This is a genomic window from Pedobacter sp. AJM (assembly GCF_002197755.1).
Classification (GTDB): Bacteria; Bacteroidota; Bacteroidia; order Sphingobacteriales; family Sphingobacteriaceae; genus Pedobacter.
Genome location: NZ_NHOT01000013.1, coordinates 78,948 through 96,785 on the forward strand (window position 1 = coordinate 78,948; position 17,838 = coordinate 96,785).

The following is a 17,838-nucleotide window of genomic DNA, read 5'->3' on the forward strand; positions in this document are numbered from 1 at the left end:
ATCTCTTTCTTTAATGATCGAAGGATTGAGTGATTGAATGATTGAATAACAGTTGCCCATCATTCAATCATTCACTCATTCTTTCATTCAATTAGTCTAACGTAATATCTAAACCTAAACCGCGTAACTCATGTACCAATACGTTAAACGATTCCGGTACACCTGGAGTTGGCAGGTTTTCACCTTTAACAATGGCTTCGTAAGTTTTGGCCCTTCCGATCACATCATCCGATTTAACGGTTAAGATCTCCTGAAGAATATTAGCAGCACCGAATGCCTCTAATGCCCAAACCTCCATCTCACCAAAACGCTGACCACCAAACTGAGCTTTACCACCCAATGGCTGTTGTGTAATTAATGAATATGGTCCGATTGAACGGGCGTGCATCTTATCATCAACCATGTGACCAAGTTTCAGCATATAAATAATACCTACTGTGGTCGTCTGATCGAAGCGCTCACCTGTTAAACCATTGTATAAGTAGGTTTTTCCGGAAGCCGGAACACCTGCTTTAGCGATCCACTCTTCTACTTCATCATGGGTTGCACCATCAAAAATCGGCGTAGCAAATTTCACACCCAATTCCTGACCAGCCCATGCCAGAATAGTTTCATAAATCTGACCCAAGTTCATACGTGAAGGTACACCCAGTGGGTTCAACACAATATCAACCGGTGTACCATCGGCCAAGAAAGGCATATCCTCATCACGTACAATACGTGCAACAATACCTTTGTTACCGTGGCGACCTGCCATCTTATCACCTACTTTTAATTTACGTTTCTTAGCCACATAAACTTTTGCCATCTGTACGATTCCTGAAGGAAGCTCATCACCTACACTGATCGCAAATTTATCGCGTTTGTAAGCGCCAAGTTCTTCATTCACACGGATACCGTAGTTGTGAAGCAACATTTTAATCATCTCGTTTTTGTCATCATCAGTAGTCCATTTGTTAGGGCTAATGTGTGCAAATTCAAGATCAGCTAAAATTTTCTGTGTAAATTTCGCGCCTTTAGCCACCAATAATTCTTTGTAAATGTTGAATACACCCTGTGAGGTTTTTCCATTTACAATGGTGAATAACTTGTCAACTAATTCTGCTTTTAACTTCTCAGTGATCTGATTATAATCTTTGTCTAATTTTTCAATCGCTGATTTCTCTTCCGCTTTTGTTGTTTTCTTAGCACGGCTGAATAATTTGGTATCAATTACTACACCCTGGATGGAAGGAGGCGTTTTTAAAGATGCATCTTTCACATCACCTGCTTTATCACCAAAGATTGCACGTAGTAATTTCTCTTCCGGTGAAGGATCAGATTCACCTTTCGGCGTAATCTTACCAATTAAAATGTCACCTTCTTTTACATCAGCACCAACACGGATAATACCGTTTTCATCAAGGTCTTTTGTAGCCTCTTCAGAAACGTTCGGGATATCTGGTGTTAATTCCTCTTCTCCACGTTTAGTATCACGTACTTCTAATTCAAATTCTTCAATATGCAATGAAGTGAAAACGTCATCACGAACAATACGCTCATTGATTACAATCGCATCCTCAAAGTTGAAACCTTGCCAAGGCATGAAAGCCACTTTCAGGTTTCTACCTAATGCCAATTCACCATTTTCAGTAGCATATCCTTCGCAAAGAACCTGTCCTTTAGTAACTTTCTGACCTTTCTTAACGATTGGTTTTAAGTTGATACAAGTATTCTGATTGGTTTTTTTGAACTTAATTAAACGGTAAGTTTTGCTATCACCTTCAAATGAAACCAAACGATCATCTTCGTTACGCTCATATTTAATGGTGATTTCATTTGCATCTACATATTCTACCACACCGTCGCCTTCTGCATTGATCAGCGTTCTGGAGTCACGGGCAACGCGACCTTCCAAACCTGTACCAACAATTGGCGCTTCAGGACGTAACAATGGTACGGCCTGACGTTGCATGTTTGATCCCATCAAAGCCCTGTTCGCATCATCATGTTCCAAGAACGGAATCAACGATGCAGCAATTGAAGTAATCTGGTTAGGCGCAACATCCATCAAGTCTAATTTCTCAGGCTCAATAATCGGGAAGTCACCCTCATAACGTGCTTTAACGCGTGGTGTAATGAAGTTACCTTTATCATCATATTCTGCATTCGCCTGAGCAATGGTTTTACCATCTTCATCTTCTGCAGATAAATAAATCACGTCTGAATCTACAACTACTTTACCATCTTCAACACGTTTGTATGGTGTTTCAATGAAACCTAGGTTATTGATTTTTGCATGCACACAAAGTGATGAAATCAAACCAATGTTTGGTCCCTCCGGTGTTTCAATTGTACATAAACGACCGTAGTGCGTGTAGTGAACGTCACGTACCTCGAAACCAGCTCTTTCACGTGATAAACCACCTGGGCCTAAAGCTGATAAACGACGTTTGTGTGTAATCTCTGCCAATGGATTCGTTTGATCCATGAACTGAGATAACTGATTGGTACCAAAGAAAGAGTTGATTACTGATGATAACGTACGGGCGTTAATCAAATCAGTTGGTGTAAACACCTCGTTATCGCGAATGTTCATACGCTCACGGATGGTTCTGGCCATACGGGCTAAACCAACACCGAACTGTGCGTACAACTGCTCACCTACCGTACGTACACGACGGTTAGATAAGTGGTCAATATCATCCACTTCTTCTTTAGAGTTGATCAGTTTGATCAGGTATTTAACAATTGCGATAATATCCGCTTTTGTTAATACTTTTACATCATCAGGAGTATTCATTTTCAATTTACGGTTGATGCGGTAACGACCAACATCTCCTAAATCGTAACGTTTATCCGAGAAGAATAAACGGTCAATGATACCACGTGCAGTTTCCTCATCAGGTGGTTCTGCGTTACGCAAAGCACGATAGATGTTTTCTACAGCCTCTTTTTCTGAGTTTGATGTATCCTTTTGTAATGTATTATAAATAATGGTATAATCGGCCTGGCTGGCACCATCTTCCTTAGAAAGGATAATGGTTTTTACACCCGCTTCAATTACCATATCAATGTGTTCGTCTTCAAGAACGGTTTCTCTTTCGAGAATCACTTCATTACGGTCGATAGAAACTACCTCACCTGTATCTTCATCTACAAAATCTTCGACCCATTTCTTTAAAACTCTAGCAGCCAGTTTACGACCAATATATTTCTTTAAACCTGATTTACTAACTTTTACTTCGTCAGCAAGATCAAAAAGTTCTAAGATGTCTTTATCAGAATCGTAACCGATGGCACGTAATAAAGTGGTAACCGGGAATTTTTTCTTACGATCGATATAAGCATACATCACGTTATTTACGTCTGTAGCAAACTCGATCCATGAACCTTTAAAAGGAATTACACGCGCAGAATACAATTTGGTTCCGTTAGTGTGACGGCTTTGGCCGAAAAACACACCAGGAGAACGGTGTAATTGCGAAACGATTACACGTTCAGCACCGTTAATCACAAATGTACCTTTTGGTGTCATATACGGGATGGTACCTAAATACACATCCTGGATAATGGTTTCAAAGTCTTCATGTTCAACATCGTTACAAGAAAGCTTTAGCTTTGCTTTTAATGGAACATTGTAGGTTAATCCACGCTCAATACACTCGTGTATATCGTAACGTGGTGGATCAACAAAATAATCAAGAAATTCTAATACGAAGATATTTCTTGAATCTGTTATTGGAAAGTTCTCAGCAAACACTTTAAACAAACCTTCGCTAGAGCGATCGTCTGATGTGGTATCTATCTGGAAAAATTCTCTGAATGATTGCAATTGCACATCCAGAAAATCCGGATAGTCTATAATGTGCTTACTAGTTGCAAAATTTACTCTTTGTTCGACTGTCTTTGCCAATGGACTAAAAGATTTTAGTTTAAGAATAAACTATTTGCTTGGTTCGGGTTTGAAACATTCTCATTAACCAAACAAAATGAGGTGTTTATAAACAGGTAAAGACACCGACATTTTCAGTCGGTGTCTAATACATTTTTAGCTAAGCTAAATTAAGTGATTACTTAATTTCAACTACTGCTCCAGCTTCTTCTAATTGTTTTTTAAGTGCTTCTGCTTCGTCTTTAGTAACACCAGCTTTTAATTCTTTTGGTGCGCCATCAACTAAGTCTTTTGCTTCTTTCAAACCAAGGCCAGTTAAGTCTTTTACAAGTTTAACAACTGCTAATTTAGCGCCACCAGCTTCTTTTAAGATAACATCAAAAGATGTTTTTTCTGCAGCAGCAGCAGGTGCATCACCACCAGCAGCAGGACCAGCAACTACAGCAGCAGCTGCAGGCTCGATACCATACTCGTCTTTTAAGATTTGAGCTAATTCGTTAACTTCTTTAACGGTTAAGTTTACTAATTGCTCAGCAAACGATTTTAAATCTGCCATTTTATTAAGATTTTAAATTTTTACGTAAAATAATTTTGTTTTATTTGCGAACTTAAGGTGTTCGTTAACCTTCTCTTTCCTGAAGAGTTTTAACAATTCCTGCAATTTTGCCTCCACTTGATTTAAGCGCAGATACAACATTTTTCGCTGGTGATTGTAATAATCCAATGATATCGCCAATAAGCTCTTCTCTCGATTTTAAGCTTACTAAGTTATTCAACTGGTCATCGCCAACGTATACTGATGAATCTATAAATGCTGCTTTAAGCAATGGTTTATCAGATGTTCTTCTCAAAGCTTTAATCAACTTAGCCGGAGCGTTTGCTGTTTTTGAGAATAATAATGATGATGAACCTTTAAGGGCTTCGTATATCTCAGAAGCATCGCCATCTAAACCTTCAATCGCTTTGCGGATTAAAGAGTTCTTGGCAACTTTCATGATGATATCATCTTCGAAACATTTGCGGCGGATGTTATTAATCTGCTCAACAGAAAGGCTAGAGGTATCAGCAATATAGAAATTGCCATACTCTTGCATTTGTCCTTGTAGTTCTAAAACTACTTCGTTTTTTTCTTCTCTGTTCATGATTAAATCCCCGCTACTGATTTAGTTTCAATTGCAATTCCAGGACTCATTGTAGAAGACACGTGAATGCTTTTAAAATAAGTTCCTTTTGCAGCAGACGGTTTTAATTTAGAGATCACCTGAATAATTTCAAGCGCATTCTCATAAATTTTGTCTGCTGGGAATGATACTTTTCCTATCGAGGCGTGTATGATACCCGTTTTGTCTACTTTAAAATCAATCTTACCTGCTTTAACTTCAGTTACAGCTTTACCAACATCGTTAGTTACTGTACCTGATTTTGGATTAGGCATTAAGTTCCTTGGACCTAAAACACGGCCCAATTTACCTACCTTAGCCATACAAGCTGGTGTAGTGATAATAATGTCTACATCGGTCCAACCACCTTCAATTTTAGCTACATACTCGTCTAAACCTACGAAGTCTGCGCCAGCTGCTTTTGCTTCTTCTTCCTTATCAGGAGTTACCAAAGCTAAAACACGTACAGTTTTACCTGTTCCGTGTGGTAAAGTAGCAATCCCACGTACCATTTGATTGGCTTTACGCGGATCTACACCTAAAGATACATCAATATCTACTGATGCATCGAACTTAGTGGTAGTGATTTCTTTTACCAAAGCAGCAGCAGCCTGTAAAGTATAAGCTTTACCAGCTTCTATCTTAGCATGTGCCTTTTTTTGATTTTTAGTTAATTTCGCCACTGTTGTAAACTGTTTTTTAATTAATTGTTCCAGGGTGCGTCACCAGAAACGGTGATTCCCATACTGCGTGCTGTTCCAGCAACCATACTCATTGCAGATTCGATTGTAAATGCATTTAAATCAGGCATTTTATCTTCAGCAATAACTTTAATCTGGTCCCAGGTCACCGACCCAACTTTCTTACGGTTAGGCTCAGCAGAACCACTCTGTAATTTAGTAGCATCTTTTAACTGGATAGCTACTGGAGGGGTTTTGATGATGAAATCGAATGACTTATCAGCATAAACAGTAATTACAACTGGCAATACTTTACCTGCTTTATCTTGGGTACGAGCGTTGTACTGTTTGCAAAACTCCATAATGTTCACCCCTTTAGCACCTAATGCAGGTCCTACTGGTGGCGATGGATTTGCCGCTCCGCCTTTGATCTGTAATTTGATCATTGCACTGACTTCTTTTGCCATTTTGTGTTTTTTGTTTATTTAAAACTCAATGTTAAATATTGGAAGCATGTAACATTTAATTCCTTCGAGCTCCTATAAAGCTTAAAGGACTGCAAAGATATGGATAATCTTGCAGTCCTACAATAGATTAAGTAAAATAATATTTTAATTCTTAGATAGTTCTTTCATTTATTCCAATAACCTCAAAACCACTGTCTTCCTTCTTTTTTATTCTCAATTGAAAATCGTGTCCTGTTGATCTGAAAATAATCTCCATGTATATTAACCCATTCTTAAGTTCTAATTGTATCACCTCTGTAAATGGAATAGGGTTATAAATACTTTTTCTACTTAAAATATCCATGATTTTAGTACCCTCAGGCAGCATGACACACTCTTTTCCATTGACTACTATTTTAACATCTTTATTAAATCCTTTAGGTTGAATAAGTTGTAAAGGCTGACTATAATATTCTTTTGGTAAGACATTCTGTTTTAAAATGTGATTTAGTGCTACATTTAGTATTAAAACTGAATCTCTATTATTTATGCTTTTCGTTTCATACCTCTTACATGAACAGTAAAGAATTATGGTTATTAGGCAAAAACAAATATCTAATATGATTATTTTTCTCATTTTTTATAAAGTCTAAATCTATAATTATAAGGAGCCGCTCCATCGTTTTCAATTATTAAACCAAAAGCAGACTGTTCAAAGCCATAACCATATTCATAATTACGATCTAATCCATTCGCAGCACGCGACTGATGCACAAATTCATGCAAAGCAGTAACTGCAAGTAAAAAACCTGTCGCTTCCTGTGTTTCAAGTAAATTAGCAGTTTCTAAACCTCTTACCCAACTTGCATCAATATTTATCACATCAGGATTTTCTGCTCTATCAAAATAACCATATTTCCCTGTCAATTCTTTAACAGTAATTGTTGGGCCTTGACCAAATTTTACTTTTTCTAATATTTGTTCCCGATTATAGCCTGACCACTTTATTAAAGCATCCATAACTTTTTTATCATTAGCTACAAAACTTTCTAGTCTCTTTATTAAATCAGTAAATTTAGGATATTTATCCTGTGTTGATTTATCTATAATAAAATTACCTACACTACTTGTATTACCTGTACCTCCTCCTGGCCCAGGAGGTACTACGGGAAATGGATTCCAAGTGGGATCAGGATTTCCAGGGGCAGTTATAATTACATCATTTAAAGGAATTCCATTATGACAGTTATTACAGTAAGAAATTCCTTCCAACCGCCTAAACTAATCTTATTATCACGAATACCTCCGTTCAATGACATTAGTCTACCATTTTTACCCGAAACATTAAATGTAGAGATTCCAAACTTGCCTGTCGAGTAAATCTGGACTAAACTATCTGGCCTATTTTTTATTATTCCAACAATATTATCATAATTGAGTATAGCCGTAGCAATACGAACAAAAGCACTTATATTATTATCTGAATCAACACTGTAATAATAATATGAATTTACTCCAATACTTTCATTATTAAATGAAAATATATAAATTTTGCTGTAAGCATTTTCTACTAACCGGTAATTGTTCCAGTCTACAATTGCTAAATAATCTTTTCTGTGATGCAAATTTTTAAATTCCTTTAAAAATTTTGCTTTTGAATTTCTGATAATTTCTTGTTTATAATTTTCATCCTTTTTACATCCATAAAAAGCAAAACAAATTATAATTAAAACTATTCTAAAGCTTAAATAATGTCTATGCATATTTTTCTTTCAAAATTATCATTTTTATTTAATCTAAATAAAAATAAATAACTCTAATTACATAAAAAAACCTCCGAAAATAAATCCGGAGGTTTAATTTTTTTATATCGTAAATCTTATTATTCTTTTTCTACCTGCATATAGTTAAGTTCCAGTGGCGTTTTACGACCAAAAATCTTAACCATCACTTTTAATTTTTTCTTCTCTTCGTTCACTTCTTCAATCACACCAGAGAAACCGTTAAATGGTCCATCCATAACTTTAATACCTTCACCAACATAATAAGGAACATTCATGGTTTCACCTTGTTCGCTCATTTCATCAACCACCCCTAAAATACGGTTTACTTCTGCCTGGCGCATTGGGATTGGGTTACCAGCTTTATCACCTAAGAAACCAATCACACTATTAATCCCTTTAATGATGTGCTCTAACTCCCCATCTAATGTTGCTTCGATTAAAACATAACCAGGATAAAAGTTACGTTCTTTGGCAATCTTTTTACCATCCTTCATCTGGTAATATTTCTCCATAGGGATTAACACCTGTGGAACCAAATGAGAGAAACCTAAACGGCTGATCTCAGCATCAATGTATTGTTTTACCTTCTTTTCTTTACCGCTAACCGCCCTTACAACGTACCACTTTAGATCGCTCATTAGTAAATATTAATTAGAAAGTGATTTATAAAAAGTATCTAACACAAAGGTAGATCCCTTATCCATTGCAAAAATAACCAATGCAATGATTAGAGAAGCTACTAAAACAAGAATCGCAGAGCTTTGCAACTCGCCCCAGGTAGGCCATGTAACCTTACTGGTCATTTCATCGTATGATTCTTTTATAAACTCAACTACTTTAGCCATATCAAATTATTGAATGAGAGAATGAGTAAATGAGTGAATGATATTGTCTTGAAAGCTGTCTTTCAAATTCAATCATTCACTCATTCTAGAACTCAATCATTATGTTAAGCACGGGAACAAGGATTCGAACCCTGATCAAAGGTTTTGGAGACCTCTATTCTACCGTTGAACTATTCCCGTGTGTATAAAAAAGAGCTAGCCTTAACTAGCTCTTTTTATATTATTGTTAGCTTAAATTAAGCTAAGATTTCAGTTACCTGACCAGCACCTACTGTTCTACCACCTTCACGGATAGCGAAACGTAGACCTTTTTCCATTGCAATCGCGTTAATTAATTTAACTGTGATTGTAACGTTATCACCTGGCATTACCATTTCAGTTCCTTCAGCCAGTGAAATCTCACCAGTTACGTCTGTGGTACGGAAATAGAATTGAGGACGATATTTGTTGAAGAATGGCGTGTGACGACCACCTTCTGCTTTTGATAATACATAGATTTCAGCTTTGAAATCAGTGTGAGGAGTTACTGAACCTGGTTTACAGATTACCATACCACGACGGATATCAGTTTTCTCAATACCACGTAATAATAAACCTACGTTATCACCAGCTTCACCGTAATCTAAAATTTTACGGAACATCTCTACACCAGTTACGGTAGATTTTAAGTTCTCAGCACCCATACCTAAGATCTCAACCGGATCTCCGGAGTTGATTACACCACGCTCAATACGACCAGTAGCAACAGTACCACGACCAGTAATTGAGAATACATCTTCAACAGGCATTAAGAAAGGAAGATCAGTTAAACGTGGAGGAATTGGAATGTAGCTATCAACTGCAGCCATTAATTCCATAATTTTTTCCACCCATTTAGCATCACCGTTTAATCCACCTAATGCAGAACCTTGGATTACAGGAATATCATCTCCAGGGAAATCGTAGAATGATAATAATTCACGAACTTCCATTTCAACTAATTCTAATAATTCAGGATCATCAACCATATCCACTTTATTCATGAATACAACTAATGAAGGAACACCTACCTGACGAGCCAATAAGATGTGCTCGCGGGTTTGTGGCATTGGACCGTCAGTAGCAGCAACAACGATAATTGCACCGTCCATTTGAGCAGCACCTGTAACCATGTTTTTCACATAATCCGCGTGACCTGGACAGTCAACGTGTGCATAGTGACGGTTAGCTGTTGAATACTCAACGTGAGCTGTATTGATTGTAATACCTCTTTCTTTTTCCTCTGGAGCAGAGTCAATTGAATCGAATGAACGTGCCTCAGATAAACCTGCATCAGCCAAAACTTTTGTAATAGCTGCTGTTAAAGTTGTTTTACCGTGATCGACGTGACCGATTGTACCGATGTTTAAGTGCGGTTTACTGCGGTCAAATTTTTCTTTTGCCATTTTATTTATAACTAATTAGTAGGTTAACTTTTTATTATTTTTATTTATTGTTTTTCCAACACAAAAAACCTTGCCTCTTCTGTATCTTTAACAGATTTAACAAAGCTTTATTATACCTGAGCCAACTATGGGAATTGAACCCATGACCTCTTCCTTACCAAGGAAGTGCTCTACCGCTGAGCTAAGTCGGCTAATTTAGTTCCCAGTTTTCAGCCGTCAGTTACAGTAACTGCAAACCGCCAATTGCCAACTACTCAACTTATTTAAGAGCGGAAGACGAGGTTCGAACTCGCGACCTATAGCTTGGAAGGCTATCGCTCTACCAACTGAGCTACTTCCGCTTTTTCCAAATGCTTGTATGAGTGAATGTCTCCATGAAGAACGGCAAGCATTCTATCAATCTTTCATTCAAAATTCAAACCTTTCGGTGTGGGGAGAGAAGGATTCGAACCTTCGAAATCTTGCGATAACAGAGTTACAGTCTGTCCCATTTGGCCGCTCTGGAATCTCCCCAACTTTATCTTAAAATGTAACACTTTAAAATAAAAAGAGCCTCCTATCGGAATCGAACCAATGACCTACTGATTACAAGTCAGTTGCTCTACCAGCTGAGCTAAGGAGGCTTTTAAATTTGTGCAATGATACGAAAAATCTTCATTTTTCATACTATTAACGTGTTTTTTTAAAAGTTTATCTTTTTAAAGAACTAACCCTTTTGTGATTGGCTTAACACCGTTTCCGAAAGGGAATGCAAATATACACACTTATATTTCAGTTCAAAATAAATTTGAAAAAAAATAGCGAACTTTTTAGTCCGCTATTTCTGTATTTTATGTTTTAAAGCAATACTTACTTAGTAATCAGATGCTTCGCTTTCACTTAAAATTGCTTTATGCTCACTTAATTTTGCTCGCGTTTTATCTTTGTGTTTCGTAATCTGCTTCCTCAACGACTCAATTGCCAAATCGGTAGCCTCTTCAAATGATTTACATTGTTCCTTAGCAAAGAGGGTCCCCCCCGGCACAATCAATTTAATCTCACTGATTTTATTGGCCTCGTCCTCTACATTCTCTAGCTTTAAATACACTTCTCCGCTAATAATCTGGTCAAAAAACTGATCCAGCTTGTTTGCTTTCTTCTGAATAAACGCTAACAACTTACTATCTGCACTGAAGTGGATTGATTGAACTCCGATTTTCATTTTTCCTCCTTTTTTTATGCCTTTGGATGGGCTTGTTTATAAATTGTTTTTAATCTTTCGATTGAATTGTGTGTGTAAACCTGGGTTGCAGCTAAACTGGCATGCCCCAAAAGTTCTTTAATGGCATTTAAATCTGCTCCTGCATTTAACAGAGAAGTGGCGTAACTGTGCCGCAGAACGTGTGGACTTCTTTTCTCATGGGTGGATATGTAGTTTAGGTATGAGGTTACAACGCGGTATATTAATTTTGAATAAGCCGCAGCTCCTGTATTGGTAACGATTAAGTTTGACAAATTGTTATCAAAATCCTGTAACTTTTTTTGTGCTATATAGGTATTTAACTGATTAATAAGCGGTTTATTTACAGGGATAATTCTTTCTTTATTCCGTTTACCCAACACTTTAATTGTACCTGTATAAACATCCACATCTGTTTCTTTCAGTGATAGGAGTTCAGACAAACGAATCCCCGTGCCAAAAAGTAGCTCTATCACAAGGTGATCCCTTAAAGAAGGAAAGCTTTCATCAAAATAATGTTCAGAGTCCAGCAGCTGATCCATTTTCTGCGCATCAACAAAAACAGGAAGCCGCTTTGGGATTTTCGGCGCTTTTAGTAGCAGCGTGGGATTTTGCTCCAGCTTCCCCTCCCTTACCAAAAACTTATAAAAACTTTTCAGGGCCGATATTTTTCTGTTAATGGTGGTTTCTGATCTCTTCTCTTCCATTAACTCCACCATGAAACTCCGGAGATGACTATATTTTATTTCAGGAACCGTTAACTGGTATGTGATGCTGACATAAGATTCAAACTGTTTGAGATCAGCCAGGTAGGAAGAAACGGTATGCTTGGAATAACGTTTCTCGTGGGTTAAATATGTAATAAAACTATCTATAAACATTCCACATCATTTAGGCCTATAAATATGAAGTTACAAATTGTTTTGATATAAAGAAATGATTAATGAATTGTTTAGATAAGATGATGAATAAGGCCATAAAACAAAAAAAGCCTTTTGATGCAACATCAAAAGGCTCTTACAAAAATATCTTGAACAACTATGAAGTTGTGTCTTGATTCATATTCTGAATGTAAACAGCATGTTTAATTTCAGTACGACGGGCAACAGATTTCTTCTCGTATGCCTGACGGCTACGTAGTTCTCTTAACACACCAGTTTTTTCAAACTTTTTCTTGAAACGTTTAAGGGCTTTATCTAATGATTCGCCGTCTTTAATGTTGATAATGATCATAACGCTGAAATACCTCCTCTCGTGGTCTTTTAATTTCCCCTACCTATCGGGGTTGCAAATGTAAGTAATTATTTGATAATGAGGAAAATTTTTAATCACATTTTATTTCTTTTTAGCCAGTGATTTATTCCCTTGTTTCACTACATTTATTTATACATACATGAATATATGACAACAGGTAAAAAAGTGATCGCTATTGTTGGGGTTCTGCTGGTAATTGTAATTGCAGCCATTTGCTACTATCGCTATTTTTTCGTTTTTGGAGAAGGCGTGAAGGCAGGTGAACTAAACTATGTAGTTAAAAAAGGTTACCTCTTTAAAACGTATGAAGGAAAACTCATCCAGAGCGGCATCCGGTCCAAACAGATGGGCACCCTTCAAAACAATGAATTTGAGTTCTCCATATCAAACGATGAAATCGCGAACCAGATGATGGCCAATAGCGGCAAGTTTTATGAACTGCACTATAAAGAATATAAAAACACATTGCCTTGGCGAGGTTTCAGTGTATATGTCGTTGATCGAATCATCTCCTCCAAAGAGATGCCGCAATAGTCTTTAGTCTTTAGTCTTTAGTCCAAAACATGATGAAGGCAACCTGGTTTTAGAAAAACAAAAAATCCGGAGGTAATTAAACCGTCCGGATTAGGTATTATATATTTGGTCTTTTTAATAAGGTTAAGACGCAAGGCTTAGGGATAAGGTTCAACGCTATATGGCCCTAAACCTTCTACCTTCAAACCCTCTACCTTGATAATATTTCCCTGGCGATCACAATCTTCTGAATTTCTGACGTGCCCTCACCTATCGTACATAATTTACTGTCGCGATAAAATTTCTCTACCGGAAAATCTTTTGTATAGCCGTAACCACCAAAAATCTGTACCGCCTCTGTTGCCACTCTTACCGAAACTTCTGAGGCAAAATATTTCGCCATTGCCGATTCCTTTGTCATGGGTAAATGCCTGTTCTTTAAATCTGCTGCCTGCCGGATCAATAACTCGGCTGCTTCAATCTCTGTAGCCATATCAGCAAGTTTAAAACTAATCGCCTGAAAGCTGGAGATCGGCTGACCAAATTGCTGACGTTGCTTGGAGTAATCTACAGCCGCATCAAAAGCACCTTTTGCAATTCCTAAAGCCAATGCTGCAATAGAAATTCTTCCGCCATCTAAAACTTTCATGGCTTGTTTAAAACCTTCTCCCACATGACCTAAAAGATTGGCTTTCGGCACTCTGCAATTATCAAAAATCATTTCCGTGGTTTCTGATGCACGCATGCCCAGTTTGTTTTCTTTTTTCCCGGCAGAAAAACCCGGTGTACCACGCTCCACTACAATGGCGGAAATTCCTTTTGAACTTCCCTGCTCACCCGTTCTCACCATCACCACCGCAATATCTCCGCTTTTTCCATGGGTAATCCAGTTTTTCGCACCATTTATAATGTAATCGTCACCATCTTCTACGGCAGTAGTCATCATTCGTAAGGCATCAGAACCCGTGTTGGCCTCTGTTAGGCCCCAGGCACCAATCCATTCAGCGGTAGCCAATTTTGGCAGCCACTTTTGTTTCTGTTCTTCATTTGCAAAAGCCATAATATGACCGGTACAAAGTGAATTATGTGCCGCCAATGATAAACCGATAGAACCACAAACCCTGGCCACCTCTACAATCACATCTACATATTCCTGGTAGCCCAAACCTGAACCACCGTATTCTTCCGGAACCAAAACGCCCATTAACCCTAAATCGCCAAGCTGTTTAAAAAGCGCTACGGGAAAGTGTTGCGCTTCATCCCATTCCATAATATTTGGGCGAATATTCTTCTCTGCAAAATCGCGAACCATCGCCTTCACACTTTGCTGCGTTTCTGTCTCTGAAAAATTAAAGCTTACACTCATTGAGTTTATATTTAAGTTAGTTTACAGCAATGATAAACAAATATCTGATGGTTAAATACCATTAAATATTTGTGCTGTTACATAATGAAATGGTATTTAGTACAATTTGTTTATTGATGAATTTTAAAGCTTGAAATTAAGCGGAAAAGTTTTTTTAATTATTTTACAACCCGGGCTAAATAAGCTGATAAATCCAGGGTTCAGGTAAATAAAATCTGAAACCTGCTTTTTGGTTTTACAGGATTTTAATCCCCAAAATTCAAAAAATTAAAAGGATAGATAAGGTGTGATCTGATCAATTACCTTTTGATTCAGAATCGCAATCTTTTTTAAATCGGAGATATCAGTATAGTCGCCATGTTGCTTTCGGTATTGAATGATGGCATTAATCTGCCTATAGGAAAGGTATGGATTTGTTTTTAAGTCATTAAATTGTGCTGTATTGATATTGACCACTTTTAAAGCAATACGGCTTAATGAAACCTGATCTTTAATTTCATTGTATTTAATAGAATCCAGGCCGTATATTTCCAGAAGCTGTTCCTTTTTATGGAAACCGCCCAATCGTTCCCGATACTTTAAAATCCGCGTGGCAAATACGCCACCTATCCCCTTAATCTCATCCAGTTGGGCCGAATCAGCCGTATTGATATCAATAATTTGTAATGGCTTTTTCACGTATACCTTTCTTTCATCAACCATATTCTTTTGCAAATCAGCAACAGCATTCTTTTTTATCTGAATGAAGGGAAGGAGTTTGGCATATCGTTCCGGCGAAATGACATACATTTTCTGTAAATCTTCCGGTTTGTAAAACTTCCCGCCCTTTTGGGTATAATTAACAATAGATTTCGCCTGTTTCAGCGACAAGCCTAAGCTTTGCCAACCATCCGTACTTAGTGTATTCGGATCAAAATTAAAGAGGTTTTCCTTTCGTTTTTTCCATTCAACACCATTCGCATATTTACCGGCATCAATTTTTTTGTCTTCGGTTAGTTTAATTTTCTGAAGCTGTGCAAGCAGGCCGGGATGATCTTTTTCAACCGGTTTAAAATAATCATATATATAAGGTATGCTTTTAATAAGGCATAAAATTAACAGCAAAAAAAGCAATCCGTTAAATTCGCTTTTACTAAAACCGAAATACTTATTCAGCCAAATTCTCATGATGATTGATGTTATGACATTTTTATTTGAATATAAATCTTATTTTTGGGATCGCAAAACAATTTGGATTTTGCCTGTCAACTACCTATATTTTATATGAAGATCATAACTACATCTGAGTTTGCCAAAGCAACTAAGATCGATAAGCTCGGTGTGCCGGGTTTAGCAGGCTTAATGATGGAACTCATGAAACTGAATGACATTAACGATGTTTTTGCTCAAAATCAACATTTTAAAGGACTAGAATTTGTAGATAAAATATTGGAAACTATTGGTGTGGCCATTGAGTTTGATGAAGATGACTTAAACTGCATTCCAAAAACAGGACCATTTATTGCCATTGCCAATCACCCTTATGGCGGTGTGGAAGGGCTTGCACTCGTTAAATTATTATGTACCGTTCGGCCTGATGCAAAGGTTATGGTTAATTTTATTTTAAAAAAGATCCCTAATCTTGATGAATTTTTCGTTGCGGTTAATCCTTTCGAAAATGTACAGCATTCATCAAGTATCAGCGGACTAAAAACCACTTTTGATTTACTGAGAAGCGGCACACCAATCGGCATTTTTCCTGCCGGCGAAGTATCAACTTTTAAACTGGATGCCCAGCAGGTTACCGATAGAATGTGGCATCCTGTGGTTGGAAAACTGATTGCGAAAGCAAAGGTTCCGGTTGTTCCCATCTATTTTCATGGCAATAACGGTGTCCTATTTAATATCCTGAGTTTCATTCATCCTACTTTAAGAACAGCGAAGCTCCCATCAGAATTTTTAAATAAACAAGGTTTAACCATTAAGGTAAGAATCGGAAAACCAATTGCGCCGGCTGAAGTATCACATATGAACAGCAGCAATAAGTTGATGGATTTTTTAAGGGCCCGTACTTATGCACTGGGCATCGGGTTGGATACCGAAAAGAAACTTTTTAATCCGCTCAACCTTTTTAAAATTAGAAAGAAACCTGCTGAAGTGATCGAAGAAACTTCTAGGGTTTTAATTAAAGCCGAAGTGGAAACACTTGAGGATTTTAAAGTATGGACTGAAAAAAATTATGAAGTTTATATTGTGCCTACACTTAAAATCCCCAATATTTTAAGGGAAATCGGGCGTTTAAGGGAAATTACTTTCCGCGAAGTTGGAGAAGGGACAAACAAAAAAATAGATCTCGATAACTATGATATCTATTACAATCACTTATTTATCTGGGACCGCGATTTAGAAAATATTGTTGGTGCCTATCGTATTGGCAAAGGCGATGAGATTTTAGAAAGCATGGGTCGCCGGGGTTTTTATCTTTCTGAGCTTTTTAAAATAAAAGATCAGTTTTATCCCATGCTGAAACAGGGTATTGAACTGGGCAGATCCTGGATCAGAAAAGAATACCAGGGCAAACCCCTGCCCCTCTTTTTGTTATGGAAGGGGATTTTAAAATACCTGCTGGATAATCCGCAATACCGTTATATGTTTGGTCCGGTAAGTATCAGCAATAACTTTTCTAAATTTAGTAAAGCTTTGATTGTGGATTACATTACTAAAAATCATTTCGATTATGAAATGGCCAAATATGTAAAACCACGGAATAAATTTAAAGCAGATCTTTTACCCATTTCTACAGACACTTTGGTGGATAGCAGCGAATCTTTTAAAGACCTGGATAGTATAATTGGCGACATTGAAAATTCACACATTAAAATTCCGGTTTTGTTAAGGCAATACATGAATTTAAATGCAAAAATTATCTCCTTTAATATTGATCCTAAATTTTCAGATTGTTTAGATGGCTTCCTGGTAGTTGATACCCATAACATCCCACCCGAGATGATTGAAAAACTTGGAAAGAATTTATAAAATAAAAAACCCAGACATCCATCTGGGTTTTTTATTATCAACTAACCTAAACTTTATAAATACTAACCAAATATTTATATCACAAAAGTATAGCTGGCTTGTTAAATTGGTATTAATGAAATGTTATTTATTAAATATGCTGTATTAATTTCTTATCAAAGAATTAACCTGATCACCCCACTTATTCTCCTATCTTTAACACGCTGCATGAGCTAGATTAAACCAGTTATTAATCAGTATAACGGGTTCCTTTTCCTC

The 17,838-nt window shown here is 37.1% G+C and carries 18 protein-coding genes and 5 tRNA genes; 2 read left to right on the forward strand and 21 right to left on the reverse strand.

Annotation, left to right across the window (positions count from 1 at the left end; all coding sequences use genetic code 11):
• Positions 1-91: 91 nt before the first annotated feature.
• The 19 genes from rpoB to rpsU all read right to left on the reverse strand — a co-directional run bounded on the left by rpoB (position 92) and on the right by rpsU (position 12,665).
• On the reverse strand, positions 92-3,895 hold the full coding sequence (rpoB, locus tag CBW18_RS18840) for a DNA-directed RNA polymerase subunit beta (protein WP_088302928.1): 3,804 nt from the start codon (positions 3,893-3,895) through the stop codon (positions 92-94).
• A gap of 157 nt (positions 3,896-4,052) precedes the next feature.
• Entirely contained in the window at positions 4,053-4,430 is a 378-nt protein-coding gene (rplL, locus tag CBW18_RS18845) for a 50S ribosomal protein L7/L12 (RefSeq protein WP_029279312.1), read from the reverse strand.
• A gap of 64 nt (positions 4,431-4,494) precedes the next feature.
• On the reverse strand, positions 4,495-5,016 hold the full coding sequence (gene rplJ, locus CBW18_RS18850) for a 50S ribosomal protein L10 (RefSeq protein WP_088302929.1): 522 nt from the start codon (positions 5,014-5,016) through the stop codon (positions 4,495-4,497).
• 2 nt (positions 5,017-5,018) lie between these two features.
• The gene (gene rplA, locus CBW18_RS18855; protein WP_029283242.1) at positions 5,019-5,717 is read right to left on the reverse strand and encodes a 50S ribosomal protein L1; all 699 of its coding nucleotides are present in this window, start codon (positions 5,715-5,717) and stop codon (positions 5,019-5,021) included.
• Positions 5,718-5,737: 20 nt separating this feature from the next.
• Complete coding sequence (rplK, locus tag CBW18_RS18860; RefSeq protein ID WP_010601094.1) at positions 5,738-6,181, reverse strand: 50S ribosomal protein L11; 444 nt, start codon at positions 6,179-6,181, stop codon at positions 5,738-5,740.
• Between the two features lie 151 nt (positions 6,182-6,332).
• On the reverse strand, positions 6,333-6,797 hold the full coding sequence (locus CBW18_RS18865; RefSeq protein WP_088302930.1) for a hypothetical protein: 465 nt from the start codon (positions 6,795-6,797) through the stop codon (positions 6,333-6,335).
• Positions 6,794-7,432: a hypothetical protein gene (locus CBW18_RS18870; RefSeq protein ID WP_088302931.1), complete on the reverse strand. Its 639-nt coding sequence runs from the start codon at positions 7,430-7,432 to the stop codon at positions 6,794-6,796. Before CBW18_RS18870 ends, CBW18_RS18865 begins: the two co-directional genes overlap by 4 nt.
• Positions 7,384-7,923, reverse strand: a complete 540-nt coding sequence (locus CBW18_RS18875; RefSeq protein ID WP_088302932.1) for a hypothetical protein — start codon at positions 7,921-7,923, stop codon at positions 7,384-7,386. Before CBW18_RS18875 ends, CBW18_RS18870 begins: the two co-directional genes overlap by 49 nt.
• Before the next feature lie 119 nt (positions 7,924-8,042).
• The gene (nusG, locus tag CBW18_RS18880) at positions 8,043-8,582 is read right to left on the reverse strand and encodes a transcription termination/antitermination protein NusG (RefSeq protein ID WP_029283241.1); all 540 of its coding nucleotides are present in this window, start codon (positions 8,580-8,582) and stop codon (positions 8,043-8,045) included.
• Between the two features lie 9 nt (positions 8,583-8,591).
• The gene (secE, locus tag CBW18_RS18885; RefSeq protein WP_010601092.1) at positions 8,592-8,789 is read right to left on the reverse strand and encodes a preprotein translocase subunit SecE; all 198 of its coding nucleotides are present in this window, start codon (positions 8,787-8,789) and stop codon (positions 8,592-8,594) included.
• A gap of 109 nt (positions 8,790-8,898) precedes the next feature.
• Positions 8,899-8,969: transfer RNA gene (locus CBW18_RS18890), tRNA-Trp, on the reverse strand.
• A gap of 56 nt (positions 8,970-9,025) precedes the next feature.
• Positions 9,026-10,213, reverse strand: a complete 1,188-nt coding sequence (gene tuf, locus CBW18_RS18895) for an elongation factor Tu (protein WP_029283239.1) — start codon at positions 10,211-10,213, stop codon at positions 9,026-9,028.
• Positions 10,214-10,332: 119 nt separating this feature from the next.
• A tRNA-Thr gene (locus CBW18_RS18900) sits at positions 10,333-10,404 on the reverse strand.
• Between the two features lie 77 nt (positions 10,405-10,481).
• Positions 10,482-10,554 (reverse strand) — tRNA-Gly (locus CBW18_RS18905).
• An 89-nt stretch (positions 10,555-10,643) separates the two neighbouring features.
• Positions 10,644-10,726 (reverse strand) — tRNA-Tyr (locus tag CBW18_RS18910).
• A 37-nt stretch (positions 10,727-10,763) separates the two neighbouring features.
• Positions 10,764-10,836, reverse strand: a tRNA-Thr gene (locus CBW18_RS18915).
• 230 nt (positions 10,837-11,066) lie between these two features.
• Positions 11,067-11,414 (reverse strand): ribosome hibernation-promoting factor, HPF/YfiA family, encoded by a 348-nt coding sequence (gene hpf, locus CBW18_RS18920; RefSeq protein WP_088302933.1) that lies wholly within the window; start codon positions 11,412-11,414, stop codon positions 11,067-11,069.
• Between the two features lie 14 nt (positions 11,415-11,428).
• Positions 11,429-12,313: a tyrosine-type recombinase/integrase gene (locus tag CBW18_RS18925; protein ID WP_088302934.1), complete on the reverse strand. Its 885-nt coding sequence runs from the start codon at positions 12,311-12,313 to the stop codon at positions 11,429-11,431.
• A 157-nt stretch (positions 12,314-12,470) separates the two neighbouring features.
• On the reverse strand, positions 12,471-12,665 hold the full coding sequence (gene rpsU / locus CBW18_RS18930; protein ID WP_010601088.1) for a 30S ribosomal protein S21: 195 nt from the start codon (positions 12,663-12,665) through the stop codon (positions 12,471-12,473).
• Between the two features lie 168 nt (positions 12,666-12,833).
• Between rpsU and CBW18_RS18935 the strand changes: the two genes are divergently transcribed.
• Positions 12,834-13,220, forward strand: a complete 387-nt coding sequence (locus CBW18_RS18935; protein ID WP_088302935.1) for a hypothetical protein — start codon at positions 12,834-12,836, stop codon at positions 13,218-13,220.
• A 190-nt stretch (positions 13,221-13,410) separates the two neighbouring features.
• On the opposite strand, the gene CBW18_RS18940 is transcribed toward CBW18_RS18935, so the two are convergent.
• Complete coding sequence (locus tag CBW18_RS18940; RefSeq protein ID WP_088302936.1) at positions 13,411-14,565, reverse strand: acyl-CoA dehydrogenase family protein; 1,155 nt, start codon at positions 14,563-14,565, stop codon at positions 13,411-13,413.
• 267 nt (positions 14,566-14,832) lie between these two features.
• A complete protein-coding gene (locus CBW18_RS18945; protein ID WP_088302937.1) occupies positions 14,833-15,732 on the reverse strand; it encodes a ComEA family DNA-binding protein in 900 nt (299 codons plus the stop codon).
• A 96-nt stretch (positions 15,733-15,828) separates the two neighbouring features.
• Between CBW18_RS18945 and CBW18_RS18950 the strand changes: the two genes are divergently transcribed.
• Positions 15,829-17,580, forward strand: a complete 1,752-nt coding sequence (locus tag CBW18_RS18950) for a lysophospholipid acyltransferase family protein (protein ID WP_088302938.1) — start codon at positions 15,829-15,831, stop codon at positions 17,578-17,580.
• Positions 17,581-17,838 lie beyond the last annotated feature (258 nt).

Excerpts from the sequence above, each read along its gene's own strand:
- secE (WP_010601092.1), bottom strand. The coding sequence starts at position 8,789 with ATGGCTAAAGTAGTTGAGTTTATAAAAGAATCATACGATGAAATGACC.
- rpsU (WP_010601088.1), bottom strand. The coding sequence starts at position 12,665 with ATGATCATTATCAACATTAAAGACGGCGAATCATTAGATAAAGCCCTT.
- CBW18_RS18925 (WP_088302934.1), bottom strand. The coding sequence starts at position 12,313 with ATGTTTATAGATAGTTTTATTACATATTTAACCCACGAGAAACGTTAT.
- CBW18_RS18865 (WP_088302930.1), bottom strand. The coding sequence starts at position 6,797 with ATGAGAAAAATAATCATATTAGATATTTGTTTTTGCCTAATAACCATA.
- CBW18_RS18945 (WP_088302937.1), bottom strand. The coding sequence starts at position 15,732 with ATGAGAATTTGGCTGAATAAGTATTTCGGTTTTAGTAAAAGCGAATTT.
- tuf (WP_029283239.1), bottom strand. The coding sequence starts at position 10,213 with ATGGCAAAAGAAAAATTTGACCGCAGTAAACCGCACTTAAACATCGGT.
- CBW18_RS18950 (WP_088302938.1), top strand. The coding sequence starts at position 15,829 with ATGAAGATCATAACTACATCTGAGTTTGCCAAAGCAACTAAGATCGAT.
- CBW18_RS18940 (WP_088302936.1), bottom strand. The coding sequence starts at position 14,565 with ATGAGTGTAAGCTTTAATTTTTCAGAGACAGAAACGCAGCAAAGTGTG.
- rplK (WP_010601094.1), bottom strand. The coding sequence starts at position 6,181 with ATGGCAAAAGAAGTCAGTGCAATGATCAAATTACAGATCAAAGGCGGA.
- CBW18_RS18875 (WP_088302932.1), bottom strand. The coding sequence starts at position 7,923 with ATGCATAGACATTATTTAAGCTTTAGAATAGTTTTAATTATAATTTGT.
- CBW18_RS18935 (WP_088302935.1), top strand. The coding sequence starts at position 12,834 with ATGACAACAGGTAAAAAAGTGATCGCTATTGTTGGGGTTCTGCTGGTA.
- rplJ (WP_088302929.1), bottom strand. The coding sequence starts at position 5,016 with ATGAACAGAGAAGAAAAAAACGAAGTAGTTTTAGAACTACAAGGACAA.
- hpf (WP_088302933.1), bottom strand. The coding sequence starts at position 11,414 with ATGAAAATCGGAGTTCAATCAATCCACTTCAGTGCAGATAGTAAGTTG.
- nusG (WP_029283241.1), bottom strand. The coding sequence starts at position 8,582 with ATGAGCGATCTAAAGTGGTACGTTGTAAGGGCGGTTAGCGGTAAAGAA.
- rplL (WP_029279312.1), bottom strand. The coding sequence starts at position 4,430 with ATGGCAGATTTAAAATCGTTTGCTGAGCAATTAGTAAACTTAACCGTT.